We start from the raw sequence: 24,171 nt of genomic DNA on the forward strand, positions 1-24,171 counted from the left end.
CTTTTGCAAGGCATCGTGGCCCTTGGCGGCCCGAACGGCATCTTGCTAACCCCGGAACCGACCAGTGAGACGGGGCGACAGCTACGGCTATTCCTTGAACCCCGTTTCGAAGCCATTGAGCAAGACGGCTTGGTGGTTCGTGAGAGCCTGACCAAACTGCTCTCAGAAACGGGCATGACGGATAGCGGCGACAACATCAAGGCGCTCAAAGCCAGCCTGCTGCGCATGTCGAACGTCACCATCCTTGTGACGAAGGGACGGCGGCAAGCCGCGTTCCACCTGATGAGTCATGCTTTTGACGAGACGGACGGCAGGCTATGGGTTGCCCTGAATCCGCGTATTGCCGAAGCGATCCTGGGGCATCGTCCATATGCCCGTATCGACATGGCGGAAGTGCGGGTGCTACAGACTGATCCGGCACGGCTGATGCACCAACGGCTATGCGGCTGGATCGACCCCGGCAAATCCGGGCGCGTGGAACTGGACACGCTTTGCGGCTATGTCTGGCCAGATGAAGCCAATGCCGAAGCTATGAAAAAACGCCGTCAGACTGCCCGGAAGGCACTGGCCGAACTTGCCGCCGTGGGTTGGGTAGTGAACGAATACGCCAAGGGAAAATGGGAGATCAAGAGGCCTGGCCCCACGGCAACTGCACCCGTTTACCGTCGTAACGTTCCCTTGTTACCGTCGTAACGCTCCCCTTCTGCCGTCGTAACGTTCCCCGTCCCAATTTGGAAAACCCAGACGGTGCGCTGCTTTGCGGGCAGTTTGGGAAATCCATCCAAGATTATCTAAAGATAATCCATCATGCGCGGTGCAGCTCGCGCCTTGAGGGCGCGTTCTGACCTTGCCAATAAAGCCCTGGCGGGCTTTATCAATCGGCCATAGGCCGATGGTTTAACGCCAAGAAGAGAAGGCGGCTTCAGTGGCCGCTGAAACGCCTTGTGAGAGGGGAAAACAACCCGGAGTCCCTTATTCCATGAGCTGAAGCAGAATCTGCGTCTAACGGTGCTGGAGGGCCGCTGTGTGCACTTGTAGTTATCTGTACTGAAACCTTGGCTCGAAACGTGAAATGGCTAAGCAGTGCCCATTCGTTCGGTAAGAATAATAAGAAGATTATTATTCTTATTATTACCAAGCAGGAATGAGCCGTGTGTGTTGGACGCCCATAACCAGTAACCTGCGTGAAGGTGTCAACATCAGGAAAGGTTGCCCCTCAAGTATCAATACGTCGCCTTAGTGGTATGACGGGAGGGGAGGCAAATTTCTTGTGTTCATTGACACTTGAGGGGCGGGTTATGCCCTTCTTTTTTGGCGTCCAACTCGCCCCATCGGGGCGAATGGTTTGTGTCGATTGTTGGCATTTTAGGTTCCGATTTAAAGCCGATTGAGCAGCGATTTTGAAGCGACTATGTCGATTGCAGGCCGATTTGGTGACGATTACGGTTATGTTGCCAAGAATCGGTGTTTGTTTGACGATAAAACGCTTTACGTTCGATATGCGCTAGATTTTCAATAGTGGGTGAAATGCGGGCAGGATGGGTGAAGTTAGCTAACCGGCAAGCCGGTTATCTATCTTCACTGTCCCTTATTCGCGCCGGGGGCACTCAACGGGAATCCTGCCCTGCGGGGCTGATCGGCTACCGCCGGTTGCAAGAGTATAGGTCTTGCTATTTTTAATATCTTTGATAGCATGGTTGTCGGGTACACCAAAAGGGTATTGATATGGCAAATGTGCTTATCAGGAATTTACCCGCCGAGGTGCACCGTGCGTTGAAAGTTCGAGCAGCGCTCAACGATAGGAGCACCGACGCGGAAATACGCGAAATACTGACGGCGGCAGTACAGCCGCTAGAGCTTGAAGAGATTGGCCGGGAAGTTGGCTTGTCCGAAAGCGATAAAAAAACAGAGTAGTTTTACGTTTGTAAGTCCGGGCCTCAGCGCCAAGGGCAATACCGATCAGCTAGTGGCGTAGCTCTTCGATGAAACGTTGCCGAGAACAAGCACAACGCTTGGTCAAGGCAATGCCTTCTTTTCATCGACGGAGTACGACCATGAAGTCCAAAATTTTAGCGGCTAAAAAAACCGCTCTAGCCGTTGCACTCGCAACCGGCTTTATCACCACTACCACCGCCCCTGTGCAAGCTGGTATCCCCGTCATCGACGGCGGCAACCTGGCCCAGAACATCATGACGGCCATCGAGTCGGTGGCGCAGACGCTCAAGCAGATTGAGCAGTACCAGACCCAGTTGCAGCAGTACGAAAATCAGCTCCAGAACACGATGGCCCCAGCCGCGTATATCTGGGATCAGGCGCAGACTACGATCAACCGGCTGATTGCCGCGCAAAACACGCTGGCCTATTACGAGAACCAGCTAGGCAGCCTGGATCGTTACCTGGCCAAGTTTCAGGACGTGGCCTATTACCGCAGCTCGCCATGCTTCAACGGCAGCGGCGGATGCACGCCGGCCGAAAAGGCAGCGATGGAAGAGAACCGCCGCCTGGCGTCAGAGTCGCAAAAGAAGGCCAACGATGCCCTGTTCCAGACCGTTGCCGACCAGCAAAAGGCTTTGAAGGATGACGCCCGTACCCTGGAGCGGCTGCAAGGCGCGGCCCAGGGTGCAACTGGCCAGCTACAGGCCATCGGCTACGCCAACCAGCTCGCCAGCCAGCAGGCCAATCAGCTCTTGCAGATTCGCACCATGTTGACCGCCCAACACAACGCGGAGGCAGCCCGGATTGCAGCAGAACTCGATGCCGAGGCGCGAGGTGATGCCAGGGCCGAGCAAATGCGTACCTGGACGTTTCGCCCGAGTCCGGCAGACAACTACTAGGGAGGCGGTGAGATGAAAAAAATCTTTTTTACTACCGCGGCTACGTTGCTGTTGTTGGCTGGATGTGAACAGGAAAGGATGCCCGAACCAAATGCGGCGACGTGTGCCCCCGATGCGTTCCAGGCAGCACTGAATGAAATGCGCAGCGAAGCGAACCGAGAGGCCTTTACCGAGGAATGCAGAGCATTCCAGAAGGCCAAGCAGATGCGTCAGTGGGAGTTCAAGCCCAGCCCTAAAGATGATTATTGAGGTGGTCGCCATGAGAAAGAAAATTGCTCTAGGTGGCTTGATGATGGTCGCCACAATGGTGCTGGCTGAACCTGCAATGGCGCAGGAGCTAAGTAGCAGCGGTGTTATGAATGATGTGCTCAAGCGTTTTCATGATGCTGCCGCAACATGGGGGCCAGCTATTGAGTCCGCTGCATCGCGTTTGTTCTGGACGCTGGTTGTGATTTCGATGGTCTGGACATTCGGCATGATGGCTTTGCGCAAGGCCGACATTGGCGAGTTCTTCGCGGAGTTCGTTCGCTTCACGATCTTCACCGGCTTTTTCTGGTGGTTGCTGACGAATGCGAACCAGGGCATGAATATCGCCGGTACGATTGTTCAGTCATTGCAAACTCTGGGCGCGCAGGCGGGGGGACTTTCCAATAGCAATCTTGGGCCCTCCAGCATCCTTGATCTTGGTTTCGAGTTATACAACCGCACAGTACAGGCCACCTCGGAGCTGGGATGGCGGCAGATGGCAACTGCTCTGGTCATGGAGCTAATGGCCCTGGCTGTTTTGTTTGTCCTGGCGTTGATTGCGGTCAACCTGTTGCTGTTGCTCGCATCAGCCTGGATTCTGTTGTATGCCGGTGTGTTCTTCCTTGGCTTTGGTGGAAGTCGTTGGACTTCCGACATGGCGATCAATTACTACAAGACCGTGCTGGGCCTGGCCGCACAGCTTATGGCAATGGTGCTTCTGGTTGCGATTGGCAAAGAGTTCATCAATCACTACTACACGCAAATCAGCGAGAACATGGCATCCCAGGAACTGGCCGTGATGTTGGTTATATCGGTCATCTTGCTTTTCTTGGTCAACAAAGTTCCGCCGATGATTTCTGGTCTTGTGTCTGGTGGTGGTATTGGCGCAGCCGGTGGAATTGGAAACTTCGGTGCGGGTGCGGCAGTTGGGGCGGCGGTGACGGCGGCCAGTATGGCAACTGGCGGCGCTGCCCTGGCAGGTAAAGCGGTTATGGGTGCCGCAGCCGGTGCAGCCGGAGGTGCAAGTGCACTCCAAGCGGCTTTTCAGAAAGCATCAGCGAGTATGGAAACCGGCGGTGACATGTCCAGCATGGGGTCAGTTGTCAGCAGTGGCGGAAACGGTGGTGGTGAAGCGGGTACTGCTGGCAGTAGCCCATTCGCCCAAGCGGCTGGCTTTGGTGACAGCGGCAGTAGCTCAAGCGGTGGCGGCTTTGCCAAGGCCGCGAAGCTGGCCACAGGCACGGCCTCCGAGTTAGCCAAGGGTGTCGGCTCTCAAGTGAAGCAGGGATTCCAGGAGCGAGTGAGCGAAACCACAGGCGGAAAACTGGCTGCTTCGATACGCGAAAGCATGGAGCCGAAAGAAGCAAGCCAATCTGGCCAGTTCGAGGGCAATAGCTTGGGCGCCGATTCTGGCCCAGATAGTAACGAAGTCAGGAGTTAGCACGATGACGACATCAACATACATGGCCGCATTGGCGGCCCTGGATGAAGCGCCAAGGGAAGAAGTCAGCCAGGTATTTATTTCGCCGCTGGGTGATCAATCGACCGAGGTCGATGCAGAGACAGAAACAGCCGCTTTTGTATCACGGCCAGACCCTATGAGAGAGAGCGAAACTAAGCCGATAAGTATTGAGGTTAATGGCGGCAGGAATGAGCGGTCAGCATTCGCGGAGGCGGCGGGGCTGTACCTGTAGGCGCACCGGGCTGGCCACAACCAGCCCGGCACTTTCAATCAACACCTACTGGAGAGGTGAATTATGACAACACAACATATTATCGAACCAGGGCAAGCAGTGCATCAAGCAGCGGCTATTCTTTCTTCTTTGGAGTACATCAACCAAGCGGAAGCGCGGAGCCTTGGGCCATTGGCCGAAGCCGTCGCTAATGCTTTTATGGTGGTGTACTACCAAGCTGAAACGGGCCGGGCGACACAGGCTGATTTTCAAGAAGCAATGAACGCCTTGCGCCAAGCGTGCAGCTAATGACGAAAGGGCGGCCACTCGAACTGGCCGCCTTTTTCAATCTTCACTGTTTGGCCATTCCCGACCCACAGACGGCGCATCCATCCATTCGCGTTCCTCCGGCGGCAGCGGGTAAGCCCCGGATGCTTCCGCGTCGGCCAGTAGTTCGGCCAGTGTGTAGCGCACCCGACCAGTGGAAACGGCGCGGGCCGGGTCGGCCTTCTCATGCAGCCTGTTCTCTAGGTTCTTTGGGTCTGTCATCGGGCGACCTCAGCAAGCATGGATACTAGGTGTTCCAGGTCAGTGATCGAATGCGCCAGGAAGCGGCCGGCGCGGCAATCTGCAATCATTTCCTCAGTTTTTTCCTACTCATGTTCAACCTCGTTCGTACCAGCTCTTCGAGCGATTCACCACGCGCACGACCAGCAGCATCACCGGCACTTCGACCAGGACGCCGACCACGGTTGCCAATGCAGCGCCGGAGTGCAGACCGAACAAGCTGATGGCGGCCGCCACGGCCAGCTCGAAGAAGTTGCTGGCACCGATCAGGGCCGAAGGACAGGCGACAGAGTGCTTTTCCCCCGCCCGCTTGTTCAGCCAGTAGGCTAACCCGGAATTGAAGAACACTTGAATCAAGATCGGCACGGCTAGCATGGCGATCACTAACGGCTGCCGGATGATGGCCTCGCCCTGGAAGGCGAACAGTAGAACCAACGTCAGCAGCAGCGCGGCCATCGACCACGGCCCGATCTTCTGCATGGCCCGTTCAAAGGCGGCCTGTCCTTGCTTGAGCAGATGCCGCCGCAAGAGCTGCGCCAGGATCACCGGCACGATGATGTAGAGCACGACCGAAATCAGCAGCGTGTCCCAAGGCACCGAGATCGAGGACATGCCCAGCAGCAGGCCGACGATGGGCGCGAAGGCCACGATCATGATGGCGTCGTTCAGAGCCACTTGCGAGAGCGTGAAAAGCGGGTCGCCGTTGGTAAGGCGGCTCCACACGAACACCATTGCCGTGCAGGGCGCGGCGGCCAGCAAGATCAAGCCCGCGATGTAGCTGTCCAGTTGATCGGCCGGCAGGAACGGAGCGAACACTTGTCGGATGAACAGCCACCCCAGCAGGGCCATCGAGAATGGCTTGACGGCCCAATTCACGAACAGCGTGACGCCGATGCCGCGCCAATGCTCTTTGACCTGGTGCAGCGCCCCGAAGTCGATCTTGACCAGCATCGGGACGATCATTACCCAAATCAGCAGGCCCACCGGCAAATTGACCTGGGCCACTTCCATGCGGCCTATGGCCTGGAACACGTCAGGAAGGCCCTGGCCGAGCGCAACACCGGCGACGATGCACAGGGCCACCCACAGCGTCAGGTAACGCTCGAAGCCGCTCATCGGGGCCTGGCGCGGCTTCGCGGCGATGGCCTGTGCGCCGGCGCTCATGCTTCCTGCTCGGTCTTGCCGATGTTCGCCAGCTCGCGCTTGATGGCCGTCTGGTCAAGCATTTTGAGAGGCAGATTCACGAACAGGCGGACGCGGTTCATCATGTGCCGGAAGGTTTGTTCGAAGGCCCGGCGCTTCTCGGCGTCAGTGCCTTCGACGGCGGCCGGGTCTTCAAATCCCCAATGCGCCGAGATCGGCTGACCAGGCCACACCGGACACATTTCGCCGGCGGCGTTGTCGCAGACGGTGATGATGAAGTCCATCTTCGGTGCGTCGGGCGTGGCGTACTCGTCCCAGCTCTTGCTGCGCAGATTCTCGGTCGGGTAATTCACCGACTCCACCTTTTCGACGGCGAAGGGATTGACCTTGCCGGTTGGGTGACTGCCGGCGCTGTAGGCGCGGAAGCGCCCTTGCCCCATCGTGTTGATGAGAGCTTCGGCCATGATGCTGCGCGCCGAATTGCCGGTGCAGAGGATGAGGACGTTATAGATTCTTTCGGTCATGATGTTTCGCTTTCTGGTAGTGGCTGGGGAGCAATGGCGATGGATGAAAGATCGGTGGCCTCGTCGATGACGTGGCCGGCCGCTTTCCGTTCGGAATAGCGGTCTGTCAGTGCTTCACGGTGCGGCCGTACCAGCGCCGTGAAGCGCACCAGTTCTTCCATCACATCGGCTATTCGGTCGTAGTACGGCGAGGGCTTCATGCGGCCCGCCGCGTCGAACTCTTGGAACGCTTTGGCGATACTCGACTGGTTCGGAATGGTGAACATTCGCATCCAGCGGCCGAGCAGACGCAAGGTGTTCACGGCGTTGAAGCTCTGCGAGCCGCCGGATACCTGCATCACGGCCAGGGTGCGGCCTTGGGTCGGCCGGATGCCGGCCATTTCAAGCGGCAGATGGTCAATCTGCGCCTTCATGACACTGGTAATCTGACCGTGGCGTTCCGGGCTGCACCAGACTTGTCCCTCTGACCACTCGGACAGGGCGCGCAGCTCCTTGACGGCCGGGTGATCGTCGCTTTGCACTTGATCGGGCAACGGCAAATCGGACGGGTCGAAGATGCGTGTTTCTGCGCCAAAGAATTGCAGCAGCCGGGCCGCTTCCTCGACGGCCAGCCGTGAGAACGAGCGGGCGCGCAGCGAGCCATACAGCAGCAGGATACGCACCGGCGGGGCGTCGGGTGCCAGCCCGAGCGCCGGGCGCTCGATGGCAAAGGATTTGTCCAAAGCGGGCAAAGAATCGGGGTCGGAAAGATGGCGAAGTCTCATGCCAACACCTTCCCGGCTTCCGTGGTGCAAGACAGGTTGCACACCTGGCCGCCGCAGCAGTTTTCCGTGAGAAAGGCCACCAGGTTAGTGGCCGTCGAAAAGTTCGCCTCGTAGATCACAAATCGGCCTTCTTGCCGCGACGTGACCATGCCGGCGTGTGCCAGCTCTTTCAGGTGGAAGGATAGCGAAGACGGCGGGATGCCGGCCGCTTCGCTGATTTTTCCGGCGGCCATGCCGGCGGGGCCGGCCTGGACGAGAAGCCGGAACACCGCGAGGCGCGATTCTTGAGCGATGGCCGCCAGGGCGGCTACAGCATTTATCGTTTCCATGTTTCAATAATAGTCGAAATATGGAGTGTGCTCAATAGCTCATTTAAGCTGTAAAAATGAGCTAGGCGCATTTAGATCGATATGTGATAAATTGGCCTGCCAGTTTAAGATGGGTGCATTTGAGTATGCCCAAAGGAGCCCGCAAGTATGCGCAGGACGAAGCCAGTAGCCGCGCCGATGGTGGCGCGGGTCTATCTGCGCGTCAGCACCGACGCGCAGGACTTGGAACGCCAAGAGGCGATCACTACGGCCGCGAAGGCCGCCGGCTACTACGTCGCCGGCATCTACCGTGAGAAGGCATCCGGCGCACGCGCCGACCGGCCTGAGCTGCTGCGCATGATCGGCGACCTACAGCCCGGCGAGGTGGTCATTGCCGAGAAGATCGACCGCATCAGCCGCCTACCTTTGCCCGAGGCCGAGCGCCTGGTGGCCTCGATACAGGCCAAAGGCGCACGCCTGGCCGTCCCTGGCGTGGTCGATCTATCCGACCTGGCGGCCGAGGCCCAGGGCGTCGCCAAGATCGTGCTGGAAGCCGTGCAGATCATGCTTTTTCGCCTGGCCTTGCAGATGGCCCGCGACGACTACGAGGACAGGCGCGAACGCCAGCGCCAAGGCATTGAGTTGGCCCGCCAGGCCGGGCGGTACAAGGGCCGCCGTGCTGATCCGAAGCGCCGCGCCCAAGTTGTCGCGCTGCGCAAGTCCGGCTACAGCATCAACAAGACCGCCGAGCTGGCCGGGTACAGTGCGGCCCAGGTGAAACGGATATGGGCCGAGGTCAGCCAGGCCGAAGCGAAGCAGCACGGCGCGTTCGTGGAGGACGCATTGACGGAAGCCGATGCCCTGGCCGCTGTCGGCCAGGATGAGCGCCAGGAGGAAAGGGCATGAAGAAGCCGAACCAAGACGACGAGCCGTTTTTCATCACCGAGGAGATTGCGGCCGAAATGATCGCCGGCGGCTATGAGTTCGAGCTGCCGCCCATTCCTTGCACCATCCGCCTACGCGACGTGCTGGAGCGCATGACCGATGCTGAGCTAGCATTGCAGCCGGGCGAGATCGCCGACCAGGAGCGTGAACGCTGCCGGCGCAAGCCGTGTTCAACCTCATGATCTGGTCATGGTATTTTTCATGGCACTGAGCCTGATAGTTCTTGCAAATTGTTGTCACTAAAGGGTTTTGTGTGCTTGTTTACAATCGAGTGGGAGTGACGGGCACTGGCTGGCAATGTCTAGCAACGGCAGGCATTTCGGCTGAGGGTAAAAGAACTTTCCGCTAAGCGATAGACTGTATGTAAACACAGTATTGCAAGGACGCGGAACATGCCTCATGTGGCGGCCAGGACGGCCAGCCGGGATCGGGATACTGGTCGTTACCAGAGCCACCGACCCGAGCAAACCCTTCTCTATCAGATCGTTGACGAGTATTACCCGGCATTCGCTGCGCTTATGGCAGAGCAGGGAAAGGAATTGCCGGGCTATGTGCAACGGGAATTTGAAGAATTTCTCCAATGCGGGCGGCTGGAGCATGGCTTTCTACGGGTTCGCTGCGAGTCTTGCCACGCCGAGCACCTGGTCGCTTTCAGCTGTAAGCGTCGCGGTTTCTGCCCGAGCTGTGGGGCGCGGCGGATGGCCGAAAGTGCCGCCTTGCTGGTTGATGAAGTACTGCCTGAACAACCCATGCGTCAGTGGGTGTTGAGCTTCCCGTTTCAGCTGCGTTTCCTGTTTGCCAGCCGGCCCGAGATCATGGGGTGGGTGCTGGGCATCGTTTACCGCGTCATTGCCACGCACCTGGTCAAGAAAGCGGGCCATACCCACCAAGTGGCCAAGACGGGCGCGGTCACCCTGATCCAGCGTTTTGGATCGGCGCTCAATCTGAATGTTCACTTCCACATGCTGTTTCTCGACGGTGTGTATGTCGAGCAATCCCACGGCTCAGCGCGTTTCCGCTGGGTCAAGGCGCCGACCAGCCCAGAGCTCACCCAGCTGACGCACACCATCGCCCACCGGGTGGGTCGCTATCTGGAACGGCAAGGCCTGCTGGAACGGGATGTCGAAAACAGCTATCTGGCCTCGGATGCGGTGGATGACGACCCGATGACACCCCTGCTGGGGCACTCGATCACTTACCGTATCGCTGTCGGTTCACAGGCGGGGCGAAAGGTGTTCACTTTGCAAACTCTGCCGACCAGTGGTGATCCGTTCGGTGACGGGATTGGCAAGGTAGCCGGGTCCAGCCTGCACGCCGGCGTGGCGGCCAGGGCCGATGAACGCAAGAAGCTCGAACGGCTGTGCCGGTACATCAGCCGCCCGGCGGTATCCGAGAAGCGGCTGTCGTTAACACGAGGCGGCAACGTGCGCTACCAGCTCAAGACGCCGTACCGGGACGGCACCACGCACGTCATTTTCGAACCATTGGATTTCATTGCAAGGCTGGCCGCCCTGGTACCGAAGCCCAGAGTCAACCTAACCCGCTTCCACGGGGTGTTCGCACCCAACAGTCGGCACCGGGCGTTGGTCACGCCGGCAAAACGGGGCAGGGGCAACAAGGTCAGGGTGGCTGATGAACCGGCAACACCAGCACAACGGCGAGCGTCGATGACATGGGCGCAACGGCTCAAGCGTGTTTTCAATATCGACATCGAGACCTGCAGCGGCTGCGGCGGCGCCATGAAAGTCATCGCCTGCATTGAAGACCCTATAGTGATCAAGCAGATCCTTGATCACCTGAAGCACAAAGCCGAAACCAGCGGGACCAGGGCGTTACCCGAAAGCCGGGCGCCACCGGCTGAGCTGCTCCTGGGTCTGTTTGACTGACGAGCCTGAAGGCCAACGATACCAATCAAAATGCTGCGTTCACAGCGCCGCGGCAGGGATCCGCCGTGCTGGTTGTCGGAAAAGGAGCCGCTAGTGGGAAAGAGGAGGGTAAATTTTCAGCGTTGCTGGCTCCCCGTCAGCCGGATTGGGTTGCATCGCAGGGGTGTCGAAAGAGTCAACTGCGGTCCAAAGCTGTTGGACTTGGGTGAAAAGGGCGTTTATTCTTCCTATACGTTGTCGGCAGCGGGCCAAAAAGGAATACGTCCATGCCCATCGAGGTGAAACCGGCTGTGAGCGCGGGTTCAAGCATATAGCCCGACAGGCGCGTATCCTTGCCGATCACGACACGATGGCGGTGGTCACCGCGACGAAAGACACGGCCAGCCGCCATGCCGACGCGCAAGGCGGTTTCCGCCGTCATCGCGCCTTCGTTGGCTTTGCCACGAATACCGTCTGTGCCGAAATATTTGCGCACCATAAGGTCGATTATCCTGTCGTCGGGTCGCCCTCAAAGGGGACATGCCTGCTGAACCGCGAATATAGAGAAATATCCCGAATGTGCAGTTAACGAATTCTTGCGGTTTCTTTCAGCGCCGCCAATACCGCCAGCCCGTCGCGCAAGGGGCGCGGCTCGTGTGTGCGGATGAAGTCAGCTCCACCTGCGGCGGCGGCAAGCTCTGCAGCGAGTGTCGCGGCCCCGACATCCCCCGGACCACGGCCTGTGAGCGCGCGCAGAAAGGATTTGCGCGAAACAGACAGAAGCACCGGCAAATCGAAGCGCAGCCGCAATTCATCGAACCGCGCCAGCACCGAGAGCGAGGTTTCGGGAGCAGCCCCCAGAAAAAACCCCATGCCGGGATCAAGGACAAGGCGGTTGCGTTTGATACCGGCACCCGTCAGCGCCGCGATGCGCGCGTCAAAGAACGCCGCAATGTGATCCATGATGTCGCCAGCGGGTGCCTCGCGCCGATCTGCCTGCCCGTCTTGCACCGAATGCATAACGACGAGTTTGGCAGATGATTTCGCCAATTGCGGATAGAACGCAGCGTCTGGAAAACCGCGAATATCATTGAGATAGGCCACACCACGCGACAAGGCATAGGCTTGCGTCGCGGGTTGATAACTGTCGAGCGAGACGGGAATGCCATCTGCCTTGAGCGCGTCCAGCACCGGCGCGATACGCGCGATTTCTGTGTCGGACGAAACAGGCGCGGCGTCGGGATTGCTGGATGCCGGACCGAGGTCGATCACATCTGCCCCCTCGGCCATCAGCTTACGCGCCTGCGCAATGGCTGCGTCTGGCGCCAGATACCGGCCTCCATCGGAGAAACTGTCCGAGGTTATGTTGACGATGCCGAAAATGATGAGCGATTTATTCATGGGGGCTTCTATAATAATAATAATCGAGCATGAGTCTCATACGGATGCTCGGGTCGAAAGGGAATCCCCAGGCGAGTAACCTGTTTGCGGTGATCCATTAGCTGCAGGAGCAGAAGAGCATACATCTGGAAGCAAAGCCAGGAAAGCGGCCTATGGAGCTGTGCGGCAGCGCTCAGTAGGCAATTTTTCAAAATATTGTTAAGCCTTTTCTGAGCATGGTATTTTTCATGGTATTACCAATTAGCAGGAAAATAAGCCATTGAATATAAAAGATAAAAATGTCTTGTTTACAATAGAGTGGGAGTGATTGGACACTTCCCGCAGCCTGTTCGTAACTAGGCCGTAGTGACTGAAACCCTCTGTTTTTACAGAGGGTTTTTCTTTATATGGCCATATCTTTTCTGCCTGTTGTCAGCCATGAGGTAAGTTATGGGTAAAGCCGAACATTGTTTGTGGTCTAAATATGGCCTATATTCAAACCTTGGTATGATTGATAGCGCTTGGGGGCACAGATGAAAGTAGAGACCATCAGCTACGTTAAAAAAAACGCGGCCACGCTCGATCTCTCTGAACCTATCTATGGGGGATCGCATCACCCGTCCTGCTCATCATACTTGCGCTGGCACTCCTGAATCGCCTCAATATTCCCTAACGTCCAGTCGAACAGTATCGAGAACGGCCCCTGCAGGGATTTGCCGAGCGGCGTCAGCGAATACTCGACGCCAAGCACCCGCCCATCCAACACTTTGCGATGCACCATGCCGTTGCGTTCCAGCTTGCGCAGGGTCTGGGTCAGCACGCGTTGCGTGACGCCATCCAGACGGCGCTTGATGGCGTTGAAACGCTGCGGCTCGCGCAGCAGTTCCAGCACCATCATGGACCATTTATCTGCAATCTGGTCGAGCACGATGCGGCTCGGGCAGTCGGCGCGGTAAACAACATCGGTCTTATCCATCGGTATCCTCCTGCATCCCTGGGATGCTTAAGGTGCGTAATTGACGCCAGGTATGCAAAGTATACCATTTGAAACACGGCGCGAATAACCCGCACTTGTACCCCAGGTAAAAGGACATTGAGATGACAGATACAGATTTCAGCAAACTCAGGCTGTCTTATGCGCACGGCGTGATGACGATCGCTATCGATAACCCACCGGTAAACGTGCTTGATGTGGCGCTGATGTCGGAAATCAGCCGTTTATTGCTCGCGGTGCGTGACGATCCGGATACGCGGGTGTTGGTGTTCCAGAGCGCGAACCCAGCGTTCTTTATTGCTCACGTCGACATGACCTTGATCGATGAGCCGCACGCTTTCGACGAACTGGCGAGCAACGCGCCGGAGGGGCTAAATCCGTTCCAGGCGTTTGGCGAACTGCTGCGCAGCCAGCCGCAGGTCACTCTCGTTAAGCTGGCCGGGTTGGCGCGCGGCGGCGGCGCCGAGTTTGTGGCGGCGGCCGATATGGCTTTCGCGGCACGGGAAGCGGCGGGGCTGGCCCAGTGCGAGGCCTTGATGGGCATTACGCCCGGCGGCGGTGCGACGCAGTATCTGACGAGCCGAATGACGCGCGGCCGCGCTCTGGAGGCGATCCTGGGTGCCGATCTCATCGATGCCGCTACCGCAGAACGCTACGGCTGGATTAACCGCGCCTTGCCTGCCGCCGAGCTTGATGATTTCGTCGATCGGTTAGCGCGCAACATCGCGGCATTGCCAGAGGGCGTGATTGCGGCGGCCAAACAGGCGATGCCTGCGCCGGATCTGCAGGCCGGTTTTTATCGCGAGCACGACGCCTGGGCGGGATTGTTCGCACGCCCGGCCGCGGAGCGGTTGATTCGCGGCGGGCTGAAGGCCGGTGCGCAAACCCCGGAGGGGGAGCGTAACCTTGAAGGCCTGCTGCGTCATCTGGCCCGCTAAGATGCCGCCCCCCACTGCGTCAGCAGCGCATGCAGCCTGGCCGGCTCCAGCGGTTTGCGCAGCACCAGATAGCCTTCCTGCTCGGCCTCTTGCAATATCTGCGAGTTGAACTCGCCGCTGACCATGGCGCCACTCACGTCCGGCAGACGTTCGAACAGCGTTTTCAGGATGTCGAAACCGCTCTCGCCGGAGCGCAGGCGCTGGTCGCACAGCACGGCGAACGGCGTAAAACCGTCCTCGACAATGGCGAAGGCTTCCTCGGCGGAGGCCGCGCAGCGCACGGTGATGCCCCAGGTGCTCATCAGGCTCTCCCAGGCGGAGGTCACCAAGGGATCGTCGTCCACCACCAGGCAGGCGCCGCGCAGCGGCGCATAGCGGATAGGCGTGGCGGTGTTGTCGTAGGCGGCTGCGGTTTCCGGCGCTTTGTCTTCGCCGCTGTATTGCGTGAAGCGCATCCAGAAGCGCGAACCTTTGCCTTCGACGGAGTGCATGCCGTACTTCACCTTCATCAGTTTGGCGCAGCGCGCCACCACCGCCAGCCCCAGCCCGTGGCCGGCGCTGTCGATTTTCCACGCCAGTTCGGGGCGGTAGTAAGGGGAGAAGATTTTGCTTTTCTCTTCGTCGGCGATGCCCACGCCGGTGTCCCACACTTCCACCAGGCACTCGGCGCCGCGCGGGCGGATAGCGATCAACACGCCGCCCTGTTGCGTGTAGCGCAGGGCGTTTTGGATCAGGTTAATCAGCGATTGCCGCACCAGCAGCGGATCGCCCATCACGCTGATGCGCCGTTTGGGCCGCCAGGTGCGCAGCGCCAGGGCGCGGCTGTTGGCCTCTTCGCGGAACAGGGTGATCACCGAGTCGAGCAGGGCGCCGATATCCACATGGGTGGCGGCGGTGCGCACGTTGCCGGATTCGATCTTGCTGAGATCGAGCAGTGAATTGAACATCAAATGCACCGAACGCACGCTCTGCTGCAGATCCAGCAGCTGCGGCGTCAGGCTGTCGTCGCGGTTTTTGTGGATGATGGCTTCGATCAGAAAGCCCATGGCGTGCACCGGCTGGCGCAGATCGTGGCTGGCGGTGGTCAGGAACTGGTTCTTGTCCAGCAGCGCCTGTTCCGCTTCCTCTTTAGCCTGGCGGAACTGCTCCGCCAGGCGCGAGCTTTGTTCCTCGAGCAGCGCCTGCTGGATAAAGAACGCATGCGAGGTTAACGCGTGGCGGTAAATGGCGAAGCCGTACAGCAAGTTCAGCATCAGCACGATGAACATCACGTCTTCCAGCCGGCAGATGATGCCGAGGTTCAGCAGCCCCCAGGAAGCGAAGAAAAAGCGGGTAAAGGTGCTGATAACCGGCGTCAGATGCGTTGCGTTGGCGGCGACGATCGCGGCGATGCTGATATTGAGCAGCAGAAAAAAGTCAAAGTTATGGGTCTGCGGCGTAATTAAATAGAGTGATGAGATCCCCAACCCGTGAATAAACGCCACCTTATTAATGCGCGGCAGCCAGCGGCGCAGCACGGCGTCTTCATCATTTTCTTTGGCCTCATGCAGGTAGCGGCGGTGCCATATTCGGATCGCCACGGCGCATAGCAGGTAAACGATGATCCAGGTAATGGTTGGGCCGAGTTCATCACCCAGCAAATAAATCCAGATGGCGAACGGGATGCCGACGAAAGGCACGGCGGTGAAACTGAATACCAGCCGCATGAAAGTGTTGTCCAGCAGGCGGATCTGCGCGCGTGGGGAGATACCATCATTTTGTAAATTCTGGAAAAACCTCATGACGACGGATCCCGTTTGCCGTGCAACAGCGTGATGGCTTCTACCCGGCTGTTGACGCCGATCTTTTTCAATATATTGCTGATATGTTCTTTGACGGTAGGTTCGGAAATAGAGAGTTGCGTCGCGATTCTTTTATTTGGTAGGCCGCGCAACATCATGGTTAATACGTCGATTTGCCTCGGCGTTAAATTGAATTTATTTAAATGGTCATGGCTGCTTTTAATAGCGGATTCATTTCCCTCCGGGAACCACTCCTGATTATTATTCAGCGCAAAAACCGCCCTGGCGAATAATTCAGGTGGCTCGTTTTTTAATACGAATCCGTGCCCGCCGGCATTGTGCACTTTCTGCCAGATATCGTTATTCTCGTCGCCGCTGACCACTAAAATCCGTACCTGCGGATAACGTTGTTTTACTTCTTTGAGTAATTTCAACGCGGTACCGGAAGAGAGCCAAAAATCAATCACCAGTAAACGCGGCGGGCCATTTTCCCTAATATGACGGTAGCAATTCTCTTCATTGGTCACCACATGCGCCTGTTTGAATCGGCAATGCGTGCTGAGAAAATTAGCGATGCCGCTTGCTACCAATGGATGGTCATCAACGACCAACGCATAATCCTGCCCCAAAGGATTCTCCTTTCGCCTTCACAGTTCAGATAAGTCTGATGAATTATTATCAACCCTCCCTACTTTAGGAGGGTTTTTTCGTTTAGGAAAGGGAAATATATTATTCGAGGATTTGGATAAGAGAAAACATAAAGCCAATCGATAATTTTAAATGATTGGTTATAAAGGATAATTTATGAAGAAACCACTTATCGCTTTAACCGTGACGATGATGATAGCCGGTTGTTCCACCCTGAAAACCGATCAGGCCATTCCACTGCTGCAGGCGGAAACCGCCAAAATGCTGGGCCTGGGCTCATCGGACGAAATTACCGTGACCAACGTCAATGGTGCGCAGCCGGATGCGCTGGGCGGCCAAAAACTTTCATATCGCGCCACCACGGAAAAGGGCCGTATTTTCGATTGCTCGTCGCTGATGATGCCGGGAATTTTAGGTTCGTCGCCGTCGCTGAGCGCGCCGACCTGTACGCCGGTGGTCACGCATAAATAATTCGCTTTGGGGGCGGTATTGCCGCTTCCTGGTTTTCCATCGTCGGAGCGTCAGCGCCGGGGGGCAATAAGCTTTTGCTTCGACGATCACTAAACCGGCGTGCGCGAAATAACGCCTCACACTTCCTCTAGCGCAGTGAGTTTACCCATAACAATAAATTTCGCGCCATCATGCCAACGAGTACGGAGATAGCCCGTGAATGACAAGACATCGCACCCTTTAGCGGTTAAAACACCGCTTTCCAAACTTTACCTCGCTCTATTTTCCGCGCCGCTGTTGATGCTGGCGCCCGCCGATATCGCTCGCGCAGACGATGCTATTTTTGACGGCGACTCAAAAATTACCGAATCATTGGCCTACACCGGGGACGTTTACGTCGGCCGCAATCAAAGCGGCAACCTGCTGATCGAGAATGGCAAGATCAGCGCCTATAACATCAATATCGGCCGGATGTTCAACGGCCAAATTCATGACAGCCTGGTCACGGTTCGCGGGCCGAACGCTGAGCTGAACGCGGTGAACGATCAGTTCGTGCTGCGCGGCGGCCTGAATCTGGGGCGGGGCACCCTGCGGGTTGAGGACGGCGCGCTGGCCAGCGCGAAAGAGATCGTGGTCGGCACCACGCGCGGCTACGACAGCCACCTGATCGCCACCGGCGCCGGTTCCCGCGTCACCAGCAATTTTCTCAGCGTCGGCACCGACTTAGGGGCGCGATCCACGCTGGCAATTGAAGACGGCGCGGTGCTGAACACCACCTTTGACGCGCGCATCGGCAATGGCAGCGGGCCGGGCGAGACCGATACGCTGAGCCCGAAGGCCACGGTCACGGGGGCCAATTCCCAATGGAACGTTGGCCGCGCGCTCACGCTTTACGGCGATCTGGACGTGCTGAACGGCGGCGCGGTCAACGTCGGTAATATTCAGGTGGCGGGCGTCTCCGGCGCGCGTAAAACCGCCGAGCTGACGATCGCCGGCAACGGCTCACGGTTTACCAGCGGCAGCAGCGTCAACGTCGGCGATTACGGCAATGGCGTGTTGGCGGTCATGGACGGCGGGACATTCTCCGCCGGCGGCAACGAAGTGGTGCTGGGCAAGACCGGTTCCGGTTCTAACCGCGGCGCGCTGATTATCGGCAGCCGCGGCAATATGGATACCGGCACCGGGTTGACCGAGCCGACGCTCGGCGCGGCGGGCGCTGCAGGCACTATCGATGCCCAGACGGCGATCGCCCTGCGGGGCGGATTGTTCCGCAGCTATGTGTATTTTAACCATACCGACGGCAATTACGTCTTCAGCAACAAGATGAGCGGCGAAGGCGAGGTGATCAACACCGCCGGGCACACGACGCTGAACGGCGATCTCACTGGGCTGCAGGCCAACGTCACCGCGCGCGGCGGTAAGCTCATCATCGCCAGCGACATCAATACCCAGAAAGAAGACGATATCTTCGAGATCCAAACCCTCAGCGCCGAAAACGGCGGCACGCTGATCCTCAACGCGACGGCGGGTTCCGATGTCAATAACGGGCAGGGCTACAGCAGCGCCGCGTCGATCAAGGCCGGTGGCACATTGGGCGGCAACGGCACGCTGGGCCAGACCGAGATCCAGTCCGGCGGCCATATTTCGCCCGGCGACGGCAATATCGGCACGCTGACGCTGAAACGCTACCTGAATTTTATCGGCGAATCCTTCTATGACGTCGATATCGCCGGTGACGGCCGCAGTGACCAACTGCTGGTGGCGGGCAAAACCACCATCAGCGATCGGGCCAAGGTGCAGGTCACGGCGCTGGATCCGCAAACCAGCTATAAAACCGGCCAAAGCTACCGCATTTTGACCTCGGACGGCGGCATTGACGGCCAATTCGCGGCGGCGGTCTCCAAGTCTGCCTTCCTCGATGTGGCGTTGAACCACAGCGCCAACGCCGTGGATCTCACCATCGCGCAGAAAGACACGGGCGGTGAAAATCCAGGGGGCGAGAATCCGGGGGGGGAAAACCCAGGCGGTGAGAATCCAGGCGGTGAGAATCCAGGGGGCGAGAATCCGGGCGGTGAAAACCCAGGCGGTGAAAATCCGGGGGGCGAGAATCCGGGCGGGGAAAACCCAGGTGGTGAAAATCCGGGGGGCGAGAACCCAGGCAGCGGCAAGCCGGGCATTTTCCAAACGGTGGCCGAAAGCGGCAACCAGTGGAATACCGCCGGTGCGCTCTCGACGTTGGTGCAGAACGGCCCTTCGCTGGCGCTGTACAACTCGCTGCTGCTGCTGAGCGCGCCGGAAGCGCGCGAGGCGTTCAATCAGCTGTCCGGCGAAGTCTATCCGTCGATGCAGTCTAACCTGATCGCCGGCAGCACCCAGCTGTTCAACGTGCTGAACCAGCGCATGCTGCGCCTGTTCGACAACGACAGCCTGCCGATACCGCCGCTGGCGATGTCGCTGGTGCAACCGGCGCAGGCGCAAAACAGCGGCGTCTGGGGGCAGACCTTCAGTTCCTGGGGCAGAAACAGCGGCAACGGTAACGTGGGCAAGCTGGATGGTAACACCACCGGCTTCCTGTTGGGGGCGGATCGCAAGCTGGCGGACCATAACGTGCGCATCGGCGGCTACTTCGGTTACAGCCGCGGTGACTACGACGTCGACAGCCGCCGTTCCAAGGCTGATACCGACAACTACCACCTCGGCCTGTATGCGGCGGGGCAGCAGGATGCGTTCTCGCTGCGCGGTGCGCTGGGTTACACCTGGCACAAGATCGAAGGCAAGCGCAACGTCGATTTCAGCGGCTTCTCGGATCGGCTGAAGTCGGACTACGATGCCAACTCATTGCTGGCGTTCACCGAAGCGGGTTACCGTTTCGGCCAGCCGGAGATGAACGTCGAACCGTTCATTAACCTGAGCTACATCCGCCTGCATACCGACAGCTTCCAGGAGTCGGGTGGCGCGGCGGCGCTGAGCGTGCGCAATGAAACGATGAACACCTTCTACTCCACGCTCGGGGTGCGCGGCGTGACCGAGCTGCCGAAGAACGTCAGCCTCTATGGCTCGCTCGGTTGGCAGCATGCCTACGGCGATAAGAACACTTCATCGCGTATGGCGTTTGCCGGCAGTGACGCGTTCGTCACTCAGGGCCAGGCCGTGGATGACAACGTGATGGTGGGCGATATCGGCGTGAGCGTGAAGCTGTCGCGCGCCGCGACGTTGGATGTCGGCTATCAGGGGCAATTCGGCGCCGATACCCGCGTTAATTCGGTCAACGCCAACCTGCGCTGGTCGTTCTGATTTTTCCTCTAGACTTCTCTGGTACTTGCAGGCCCGCTTGATGCGGGCCTTTTTTATGGTGAGGGCTCAGTGGCGGCCTGTGGCTGACTTTTATGATGAAAAAGCCCACGCAAAGGCGCAATGCCGCTCACTTAAGCCTGAGTGGCATTTTTTTATCCAGCCTCTGGGGGTTCTGTGCAGGGGAATTGCCGTAAATGTCCCGCATTTCTCTGCGGCCAATATGAACGGCAATTGGAGGGGCCGATGGCGCGGCCCCTCCACCCGCGCCTTCGCTTAACACCATCTGTCCGCTACGCGGAAATTACTCGGCCCATCCTGGGCCTCGCCCCTTCGGGGCCGCTGCAAGCAGCGTTCAAATCTGCTCCCGGCAGATTTGTCCTCGCCGTCGGGCGGGTCGGCTGCGACAAACGTCCCTGTTAGTCTCGCCTCAACCGGCCTTCCCTGGCCGGTTGACCCTGACAACGCCGTCTTGCTCGGCAGCCGGTGATGCGCGCTAAAGGTCAACACCTGAGCTGGCTGCTACCGGGAAATCTGTCGCTTATGAGCTTCTGGTAGAGAAGTTGGAGATGAGCGCGGTGCTGGGCGCCCTTGAAGACGCCGAACGCAGGCATAGCGCATTAGGCGAAACCGCCATGGACGGCGGTTTCAGGTGAGACAGGCAGGGACGCCTGTCGCAACCGGCCTCAATGCGGTATGGCGGAGGGAGGGGAGTTGGCAAAGCCAACCGTCTGATAGGGCAAAGGCGCGGGTTGCCAGGGGGCGCGCCTTCGGCCCCTGGCTCGGTCGAGGTGCGTGAGCCACATGGGGCATCTCACTTTTATCGACCGAAAATGTCACGAACGCCTGCAGAAAAACGCTAACTGATCAGCATTGCGCACAACGGCGGGCTTGGCGAGAAGCGCGAGCGGGGGTTAACGCCCTTTTTTCTTGCGCCCTGGCTGGGTAAAGCGCTTACGGCCGGCCGGCGCAGCGGCTTTGTCGGCGCTTTTGGGGCCGCCGGCACTCGGTTTTTTCGCCGCGGCGGATTTGGCCGGGGCCTTCTTCGCCGGCTTGGCCTCGGACGAGGAGCCTTCAATCAGTTTGAACAGCTCGATCAGCTCGTCATCGGTCAGATCGCGCCATTCGCCCAGCGGCAAGCCTTTCAGGCTGACGTTCATGATGCGCGTGCGTTCCAGCTTGGTGACCTCGTAGCCGAAGTGTTCGCACATGCGGCGGATCTGGCGGTTCAGCCCCTGCACCAGCGTGATGCGGAACACGAACGGCGCCTCTTTTTTCACCTTGCACTTTTTGGTCACCGTGCCCAGCATCGGCACGCCGGCGCCCATGCCGCGAATAAACTCGTCGGTCACCGGCTTGTTGACCGTCACCAGATACTCTTTCTCGTGATTGTTGCCGGCGCGCAGGATCTTGTTGACCAGGTCACCGTGGTTGGTCAGAAAGATCAGCCCCTGCGAATCCTTGTCCAAACGGCCGATCGGGAAGATGCGTTTGCTGTGGTTGACGAAGTCGGCGATGTTGTCGCGCTCGCCGTCTTCAGTGGTGGTGACGATGCCGACCGGCTTGTTCAGCGCGATCAGCACCAGATCTTCTTCATTGCGCGGTTCGATCAGCTGACCGTTAACCTTCACGACATCCCCGGCAAATACCTGAGCGCCAACGGTGGCGCGCTTACCGTTGATGAAAACGTTGCCCTGTTCGATGTATCGATCGGCATCGCGGCGTGAGCAGATACCGCTCTCGCTAATGTATTTGTTCAGACGAATGGATGAGTTGGTCAGCATGGGATCTCCGTAAAACGCGGACTATACATTACCCGGATGACGCTGCGAAGCGAATCATGCAGGGGGAGCTGGATAAGGGTATCCTGACCGCGGCTACTACAAAGGTATTTGCAATATGTTTTTTTCGTTTAATTAATTATAGAAAATCGATGAGGGTTTTTCTGCAACTTATTCAAGTTATAAATGGATTGTGCCAAATTAAACCATTTAAGCGTTCATGTATAGATTCATTTTAGAAAAGCATTAGGATATTGATAAATTCAAGGAGGGATAAATGAGCGCATTAGCCGAGGAAGGGACGTTACAACGTATGACCATGGGGGAAATTAAATTGGCTCGCCATATATATGGAGGCTCAATTATATATGGTCGTGTATGGATACACTGTGATAGCTATTTCCCGTTTGGCTTACAAAACAGAAGTTATGCCATGGCACCTAATGGCGAGTTATGGTTACGGAGGGAACTCTATAAAGACGATTTTTCTGATAACACGGTTCTGATAGAAGAAAAACATCTTTTCATCCATGAGTTGGGGCATGTATGGCAGCATCAGCATGGACAATGGGTAAGAATGCGTGGGTTGTTTTGTTGGGCGGCTGAGTACAACTATCGTCTTGATAAGAATAAAATTACTGATTACTCGCTGGAGCAACAAGCTTCGATTTTTGCTGATTACTGGCTGCTGTTGGTTTATGGTATTGAAACGTGGCGTTATTATCAACGTCCTGGACGAGTGGGCAAGTACAGGGGAACCGATAGTTTGCGTGACATTCATGCACTTTATCAAAAAATTATTAAGGGATGAGAGGAGCATGAAAAAATATTTGGTTCTATTCACGGCCTGCCTCCTGGTCGGCTGTCCGGGGCCTGGCGATAAGCTGACTCCACGCTTCCCCGCCGTCGTCACTGCCAAAGATAACCATGTCTGCATTCTTTCTTCTATGAAGGCGGGAGATAATATTCGCTTCGTTCAGATTTATAGCGAATCAGGCGATAAGCTCATTAAAGCTATCGATAATGACGTTTTCTTCGTTGAGCCGGGGAGGTGCATGCCGGTATTCGACTATGCTTTTCGGCCAGGGAAGCGTTATTCCGTCGCCTACGATATACAGACACCCGAAGGTTCGCATTTGATTACCGCCGCATTCATGGTTGTCTCCGACGAACGGGGCAACCTGAAGGTTAACCATTAACGCATGTTCTTAGGTTTAGTTTGTTGGACTGCGTTAGGTTGTAGAATGAAAGGCTATGAAAAAACTTGCCTTGTTGCTCGCTAACGCATTGGCTGTTGTTGGGCTGGCTGTGCTGACAATAAAGCTTTTTCCTGTACCCAGGCTAAACCAGAATCAAACCGCTTGGCTGATTGACGCCAGTGGGTTTTTCCATTTTAACGATACGGAATGGTTTGGTGCGCTCGTTTTTGGCGCGGTTTATCTGCTGGCCGGGTGTCTGGAATGGCTCTTTATCCGCCAGGTTTTTCAGCGGGTGAGCTGCGGGCACCGCCACTAACTCTCATCACCGTTCCCCACCTTCACCACCCGGGTATTCAGCGGGGTGAGCGTCTGCCCGGCGCTGCCGATCGGCGTCAGGCGCGGGACGGGGCGGCCGCTGTCGCTTTCCACCAGCGTTGAGTGCGCTTCTCCCTCGGCGAACAGATGATCTTCCCCCCACTGGCGCAGGCCGACGATCACCGGAAACAGCGCGCGGCCTTTCTCGGTCAGTACATATTCCTGATAGGCGCTGCCATCTGCGGCGGGCACGATCTCCAGCACGCCGTGCGTCACCAGCGCGCGCAGGCGGGTGGCAAGGATATTCTTCGCCATCCCCAGCCCTTTTTGAAATTCGCTGAAGCGGGTGACGCCGTCGAAGGCGTCGCGCACGATCAGCAGCGACCACCAGTCGCCAATCACATCCAGCGTGCGCGCCACCGGGCACGGCGCGTCTTCCAGGCTTTTACGTTTCACGACGGTTATCTCCAGCTGCATATTCTGGTTGCATTATAAAACCTCTACACCTAAAGTTCATTGTGTTTA

General features: G+C 57.7%; 28 protein-coding genes and 1 pseudogene. 17 read left to right on the forward strand and 12 right to left on the reverse strand.

The window, feature by feature from the left end:
* From repC to WCL58_RS21860, 7 genes are all read left to right on the forward strand, one after another.
* Positions 1-693 (forward strand): replication protein C, IncQ-type (repC, locus tag WCL58_RS21830; RefSeq protein WP_336851596.1); only part of this gene is annotated, 693 nt, incomplete at its 5' end.
* A 1,032-nt stretch (positions 694-1,725) separates the two neighbouring features.
* Entirely contained in the window at positions 1,726-1,914 is a 189-nt protein-coding gene (locus WCL58_RS21835; RefSeq protein WP_000024442.1) for a FitA-like ribbon-helix-helix domain-containing protein, read from the forward strand.
* 140 nt (positions 1,915-2,054) lie between these two features.
* Positions 2,055-2,834, forward strand: a complete 780-nt coding sequence (gene trbJ, locus WCL58_RS21840; protein ID WP_000836966.1) for a P-type conjugative transfer protein TrbJ — start codon at positions 2,055-2,057, stop codon at positions 2,832-2,834.
* 12 nt (positions 2,835-2,846) lie between these two features.
* Entirely contained in the window at positions 2,847-3,083 is a 237-nt protein-coding gene (trbK, locus tag WCL58_RS21845) for an entry exclusion lipoprotein TrbK (RefSeq protein WP_000718002.1), read from the forward strand.
* Between the two features lie 10 nt (positions 3,084-3,093).
* Positions 3,094-4,521 carry a P-type conjugative transfer protein TrbL gene (gene trbL / locus WCL58_RS21850; RefSeq protein ID WP_001405816.1) on the forward strand — a complete coding sequence of 476 codons (1,428 nt, stop codon included), beginning with the start codon at positions 3,094-3,096 and terminating at the stop codon, positions 4,519-4,521.
* Positions 4,522-4,525: 4 nt separating this feature from the next.
* Positions 4,526-4,774, forward strand: coding sequence for a hypothetical protein (locus WCL58_RS21855; protein WP_000213809.1), 249 nt, complete (start codon positions 4,526-4,528; stop codon positions 4,772-4,774).
* 63 nt (positions 4,775-4,837) lie between these two features.
* Entirely contained in the window at positions 4,838-5,062 is a 225-nt protein-coding gene (locus WCL58_RS21860; protein ID WP_000211355.1) for a type I toxin-antitoxin system ptaRNA1 family toxin, read from the forward strand.
* 36 nt (positions 5,063-5,098) lie between these two features.
* Here the strand turns inward: WCL58_RS21860 and WCL58_RS21865 are convergent, their stop codons facing one another.
* From WCL58_RS21865 to WCL58_RS21885, 5 genes are all read right to left on the reverse strand, one after another.
* Entirely contained in the window at positions 5,099-5,302 is a 204-nt protein-coding gene (locus WCL58_RS21865; protein WP_000131871.1) for a hypothetical protein, read from the reverse strand.
* Between the two features lie 114 nt (positions 5,303-5,416).
* Positions 5,417-6,484, reverse strand: a complete 1,068-nt coding sequence (arsB, locus tag WCL58_RS21870) for an ACR3 family arsenite efflux transporter (protein WP_001272375.1) — start codon at positions 6,482-6,484, stop codon at positions 5,417-5,419.
* Positions 6,481-6,987: an arsenate reductase ArsC gene (locus WCL58_RS21875; protein ID WP_000140066.1), complete on the reverse strand. Its 507-nt coding sequence runs from the start codon at positions 6,985-6,987 to the stop codon at positions 6,481-6,483. Before WCL58_RS21875 ends, arsB begins: the two co-directional genes overlap by 4 nt.
* Positions 6,984-7,751: an arsenical resistance protein ArsH gene (arsH, locus tag WCL58_RS21880; RefSeq protein WP_001239389.1), complete on the reverse strand. Its 768-nt coding sequence runs from the start codon at positions 7,749-7,751 to the stop codon at positions 6,984-6,986. The genes WCL58_RS21875 and arsH overlap by 4 nt, the downstream gene beginning before the upstream one ends.
* Positions 7,748-8,080, reverse strand: a complete 333-nt coding sequence (locus WCL58_RS21885; RefSeq protein WP_000447876.1) for an ArsR/SmtB family transcription factor — start codon at positions 8,078-8,080, stop codon at positions 7,748-7,750. The genes arsH and WCL58_RS21885 overlap by 4 nt, the downstream gene beginning before the upstream one ends.
* Positions 8,081-8,227: 147 nt before the next feature.
* Between WCL58_RS21885 and WCL58_RS21890 the strand changes: the two genes are divergently transcribed.
* From WCL58_RS21890 to WCL58_RS21900, 3 genes are all read left to right on the forward strand, one after another.
* On the forward strand, positions 8,228-8,965 hold the full coding sequence (locus WCL58_RS21890) for a recombinase family protein (protein ID WP_001366550.1): 738 nt from the start codon (positions 8,228-8,230) through the stop codon (positions 8,963-8,965).
* Positions 8,962-9,186 (forward strand): hypothetical protein, encoded by a 225-nt coding sequence (locus tag WCL58_RS21895; RefSeq protein ID WP_000743213.1) that lies wholly within the window; start codon positions 8,962-8,964, stop codon positions 9,184-9,186. Before WCL58_RS21890 ends, WCL58_RS21895 begins: the two co-directional genes overlap by 4 nt.
* Before the next feature lie 210 nt (positions 9,187-9,396).
* Positions 9,397-10,890: an IS91-like element ISCR2 family transposase gene (locus tag WCL58_RS21900; RefSeq protein WP_001120888.1), complete on the forward strand. Its 1,494-nt coding sequence runs from the start codon at positions 9,397-9,399 to the stop codon at positions 10,888-10,890.
* Positions 10,891-11,065: 175 nt separating this feature from the next.
* On the opposite strand, the gene WCL58_RS21905 is transcribed toward WCL58_RS21900, so the two are convergent.
* Complete coding sequence (locus WCL58_RS21905; RefSeq protein WP_000251875.1) at positions 11,066-11,368, reverse strand: phosphoglucosamine mutase; 303 nt, start codon at positions 11,366-11,368, stop codon at positions 11,066-11,068.
* 86 nt (positions 11,369-11,454) lie between these two features.
* A complete protein-coding gene (sul2, locus tag WCL58_RS21910; RefSeq protein ID WP_001043260.1) occupies positions 11,455-12,270 on the reverse strand; it encodes a sulfonamide-resistant dihydropteroate synthase Sul2 in 816 nt (271 codons plus the stop codon).
* 512 nt (positions 12,271-12,782) lie between these two features.
* On the opposite strand from sul2, the pseudogene WCL58_RS21915 reads away from it, so the two are divergent.
* Positions 12,783-12,848 (forward strand): annotated as a pseudogene (locus WCL58_RS21915) (type II toxin-antitoxin system Phd/YefM family antitoxin); the annotation flags it as partial.
* A 14-nt stretch (positions 12,849-12,862) separates the two neighbouring features.
* Here WCL58_RS21915 and WCL58_RS21920 read toward each other — a convergent pair.
* A complete protein-coding gene (locus tag WCL58_RS21920) occupies positions 12,863-13,225 on the reverse strand; it encodes a winged helix-turn-helix transcriptional regulator (RefSeq protein WP_336851597.1) in 363 nt (120 codons plus the stop codon).
* 122 nt (positions 13,226-13,347) lie between these two features.
* Between WCL58_RS21920 and WCL58_RS21925 the strand changes: the two genes are divergently transcribed.
* A complete protein-coding gene (locus WCL58_RS21925; protein ID WP_336851598.1) occupies positions 13,348-14,181 on the forward strand; it encodes an enoyl-CoA hydratase/isomerase family protein in 834 nt (277 codons plus the stop codon).
* Here the strand turns inward: WCL58_RS21925 and WCL58_RS21930 are convergent.
* The gene (locus tag WCL58_RS21930) at positions 14,178-15,962 is read right to left on the reverse strand and encodes a hybrid sensor histidine kinase/response regulator (RefSeq protein ID WP_336851599.1); all 1,785 of its coding nucleotides are present in this window, start codon (positions 15,960-15,962) and stop codon (positions 14,178-14,180) included. The two genes, WCL58_RS21925 and WCL58_RS21930, sit on opposite strands and share 4 nt — an antisense overlap.
* Positions 15,959-16,591 carry a response regulator transcription factor gene (locus WCL58_RS21935; protein WP_197658709.1) on the reverse strand — a complete coding sequence of 211 codons (633 nt, stop codon included), beginning with the start codon at positions 16,589-16,591 and terminating at the stop codon, positions 15,959-15,961. Before WCL58_RS21935 ends, WCL58_RS21930 begins: the two co-directional genes overlap by 4 nt.
* Positions 16,592-16,766: 175 nt before the next feature.
* On the opposite strand from WCL58_RS21935, the gene WCL58_RS21940 reads away from it, so the two are divergent.
* Both WCL58_RS21940 and WCL58_RS21945 read left to right on the forward strand, forming a co-directional pair.
* Positions 16,767-17,081 carry a hypothetical protein gene (locus tag WCL58_RS21940; protein ID WP_025303891.1) on the forward strand — a complete coding sequence of 105 codons (315 nt, stop codon included), beginning with the start codon at positions 16,767-16,769 and terminating at the stop codon, positions 17,079-17,081.
* A 195-nt stretch (positions 17,082-17,276) separates the two neighbouring features.
* Positions 17,277-20,354, forward strand: a complete 3,078-nt coding sequence (locus WCL58_RS21945; protein ID WP_336851600.1) for an autotransporter outer membrane beta-barrel domain-containing protein — start codon at positions 17,277-17,279, stop codon at positions 20,352-20,354.
* A gap of 911 nt (positions 20,355-21,265) precedes the next feature.
* Here the strand turns inward: WCL58_RS21945 and rluF are convergent.
* Positions 21,266-22,135, reverse strand: a complete 870-nt coding sequence (rluF, locus tag WCL58_RS21950) for a 23S rRNA pseudouridine(2604) synthase RluF (RefSeq protein WP_021504493.1) — start codon at positions 22,133-22,135, stop codon at positions 21,266-21,268.
* 274 nt (positions 22,136-22,409) lie between these two features.
* Here rluF and WCL58_RS21955 point away from each other — a divergent pair, with 274 nt between their 5' ends.
* From WCL58_RS21955 to WCL58_RS21965, 3 genes are read left to right on the forward strand one after another with little or no spacing between them, the layout of a single operon-like run.
* Positions 22,410-22,943 (forward strand): type IV secretion protein Rhs, encoded by a 534-nt coding sequence (locus WCL58_RS21955; protein ID WP_336851601.1) that lies wholly within the window; start codon positions 22,410-22,412, stop codon positions 22,941-22,943.
* Between the two features lie 7 nt (positions 22,944-22,950).
* Entirely contained in the window at positions 22,951-23,331 is a 381-nt protein-coding gene (locus tag WCL58_RS21960) for a putative T6SS immunity periplasmic lipoprotein (protein WP_336851602.1), read from the forward strand.
* A 55-nt stretch (positions 23,332-23,386) separates the two neighbouring features.
* Positions 23,387-23,647, forward strand: coding sequence for a DUF1158 family protein (locus tag WCL58_RS21965; RefSeq protein ID WP_033655345.1), 261 nt, complete (start codon positions 23,387-23,389; stop codon positions 23,645-23,647).
* Here the strand turns inward: WCL58_RS21965 and WCL58_RS21970 are convergent.
* Positions 23,644-24,102, reverse strand: a complete 459-nt coding sequence (locus WCL58_RS21970) for a winged helix-turn-helix transcriptional regulator (protein ID WP_142110374.1) — start codon at positions 24,100-24,102, stop codon at positions 23,644-23,646. The genes WCL58_RS21965 and WCL58_RS21970 overlap by 4 nt on opposite strands.
* Between the last annotated feature and the right edge of the window lie 69 nt (positions 24,103-24,171).

Origin of the sequence: Serratia sp. TMDUHS_CL (assembly GCF_037137105.1) — a bacterium.
GTDB lineage: Bacteria > Pseudomonadota > Gammaproteobacteria > Enterobacterales > Enterobacteriaceae > Serratia > Serratia nevei.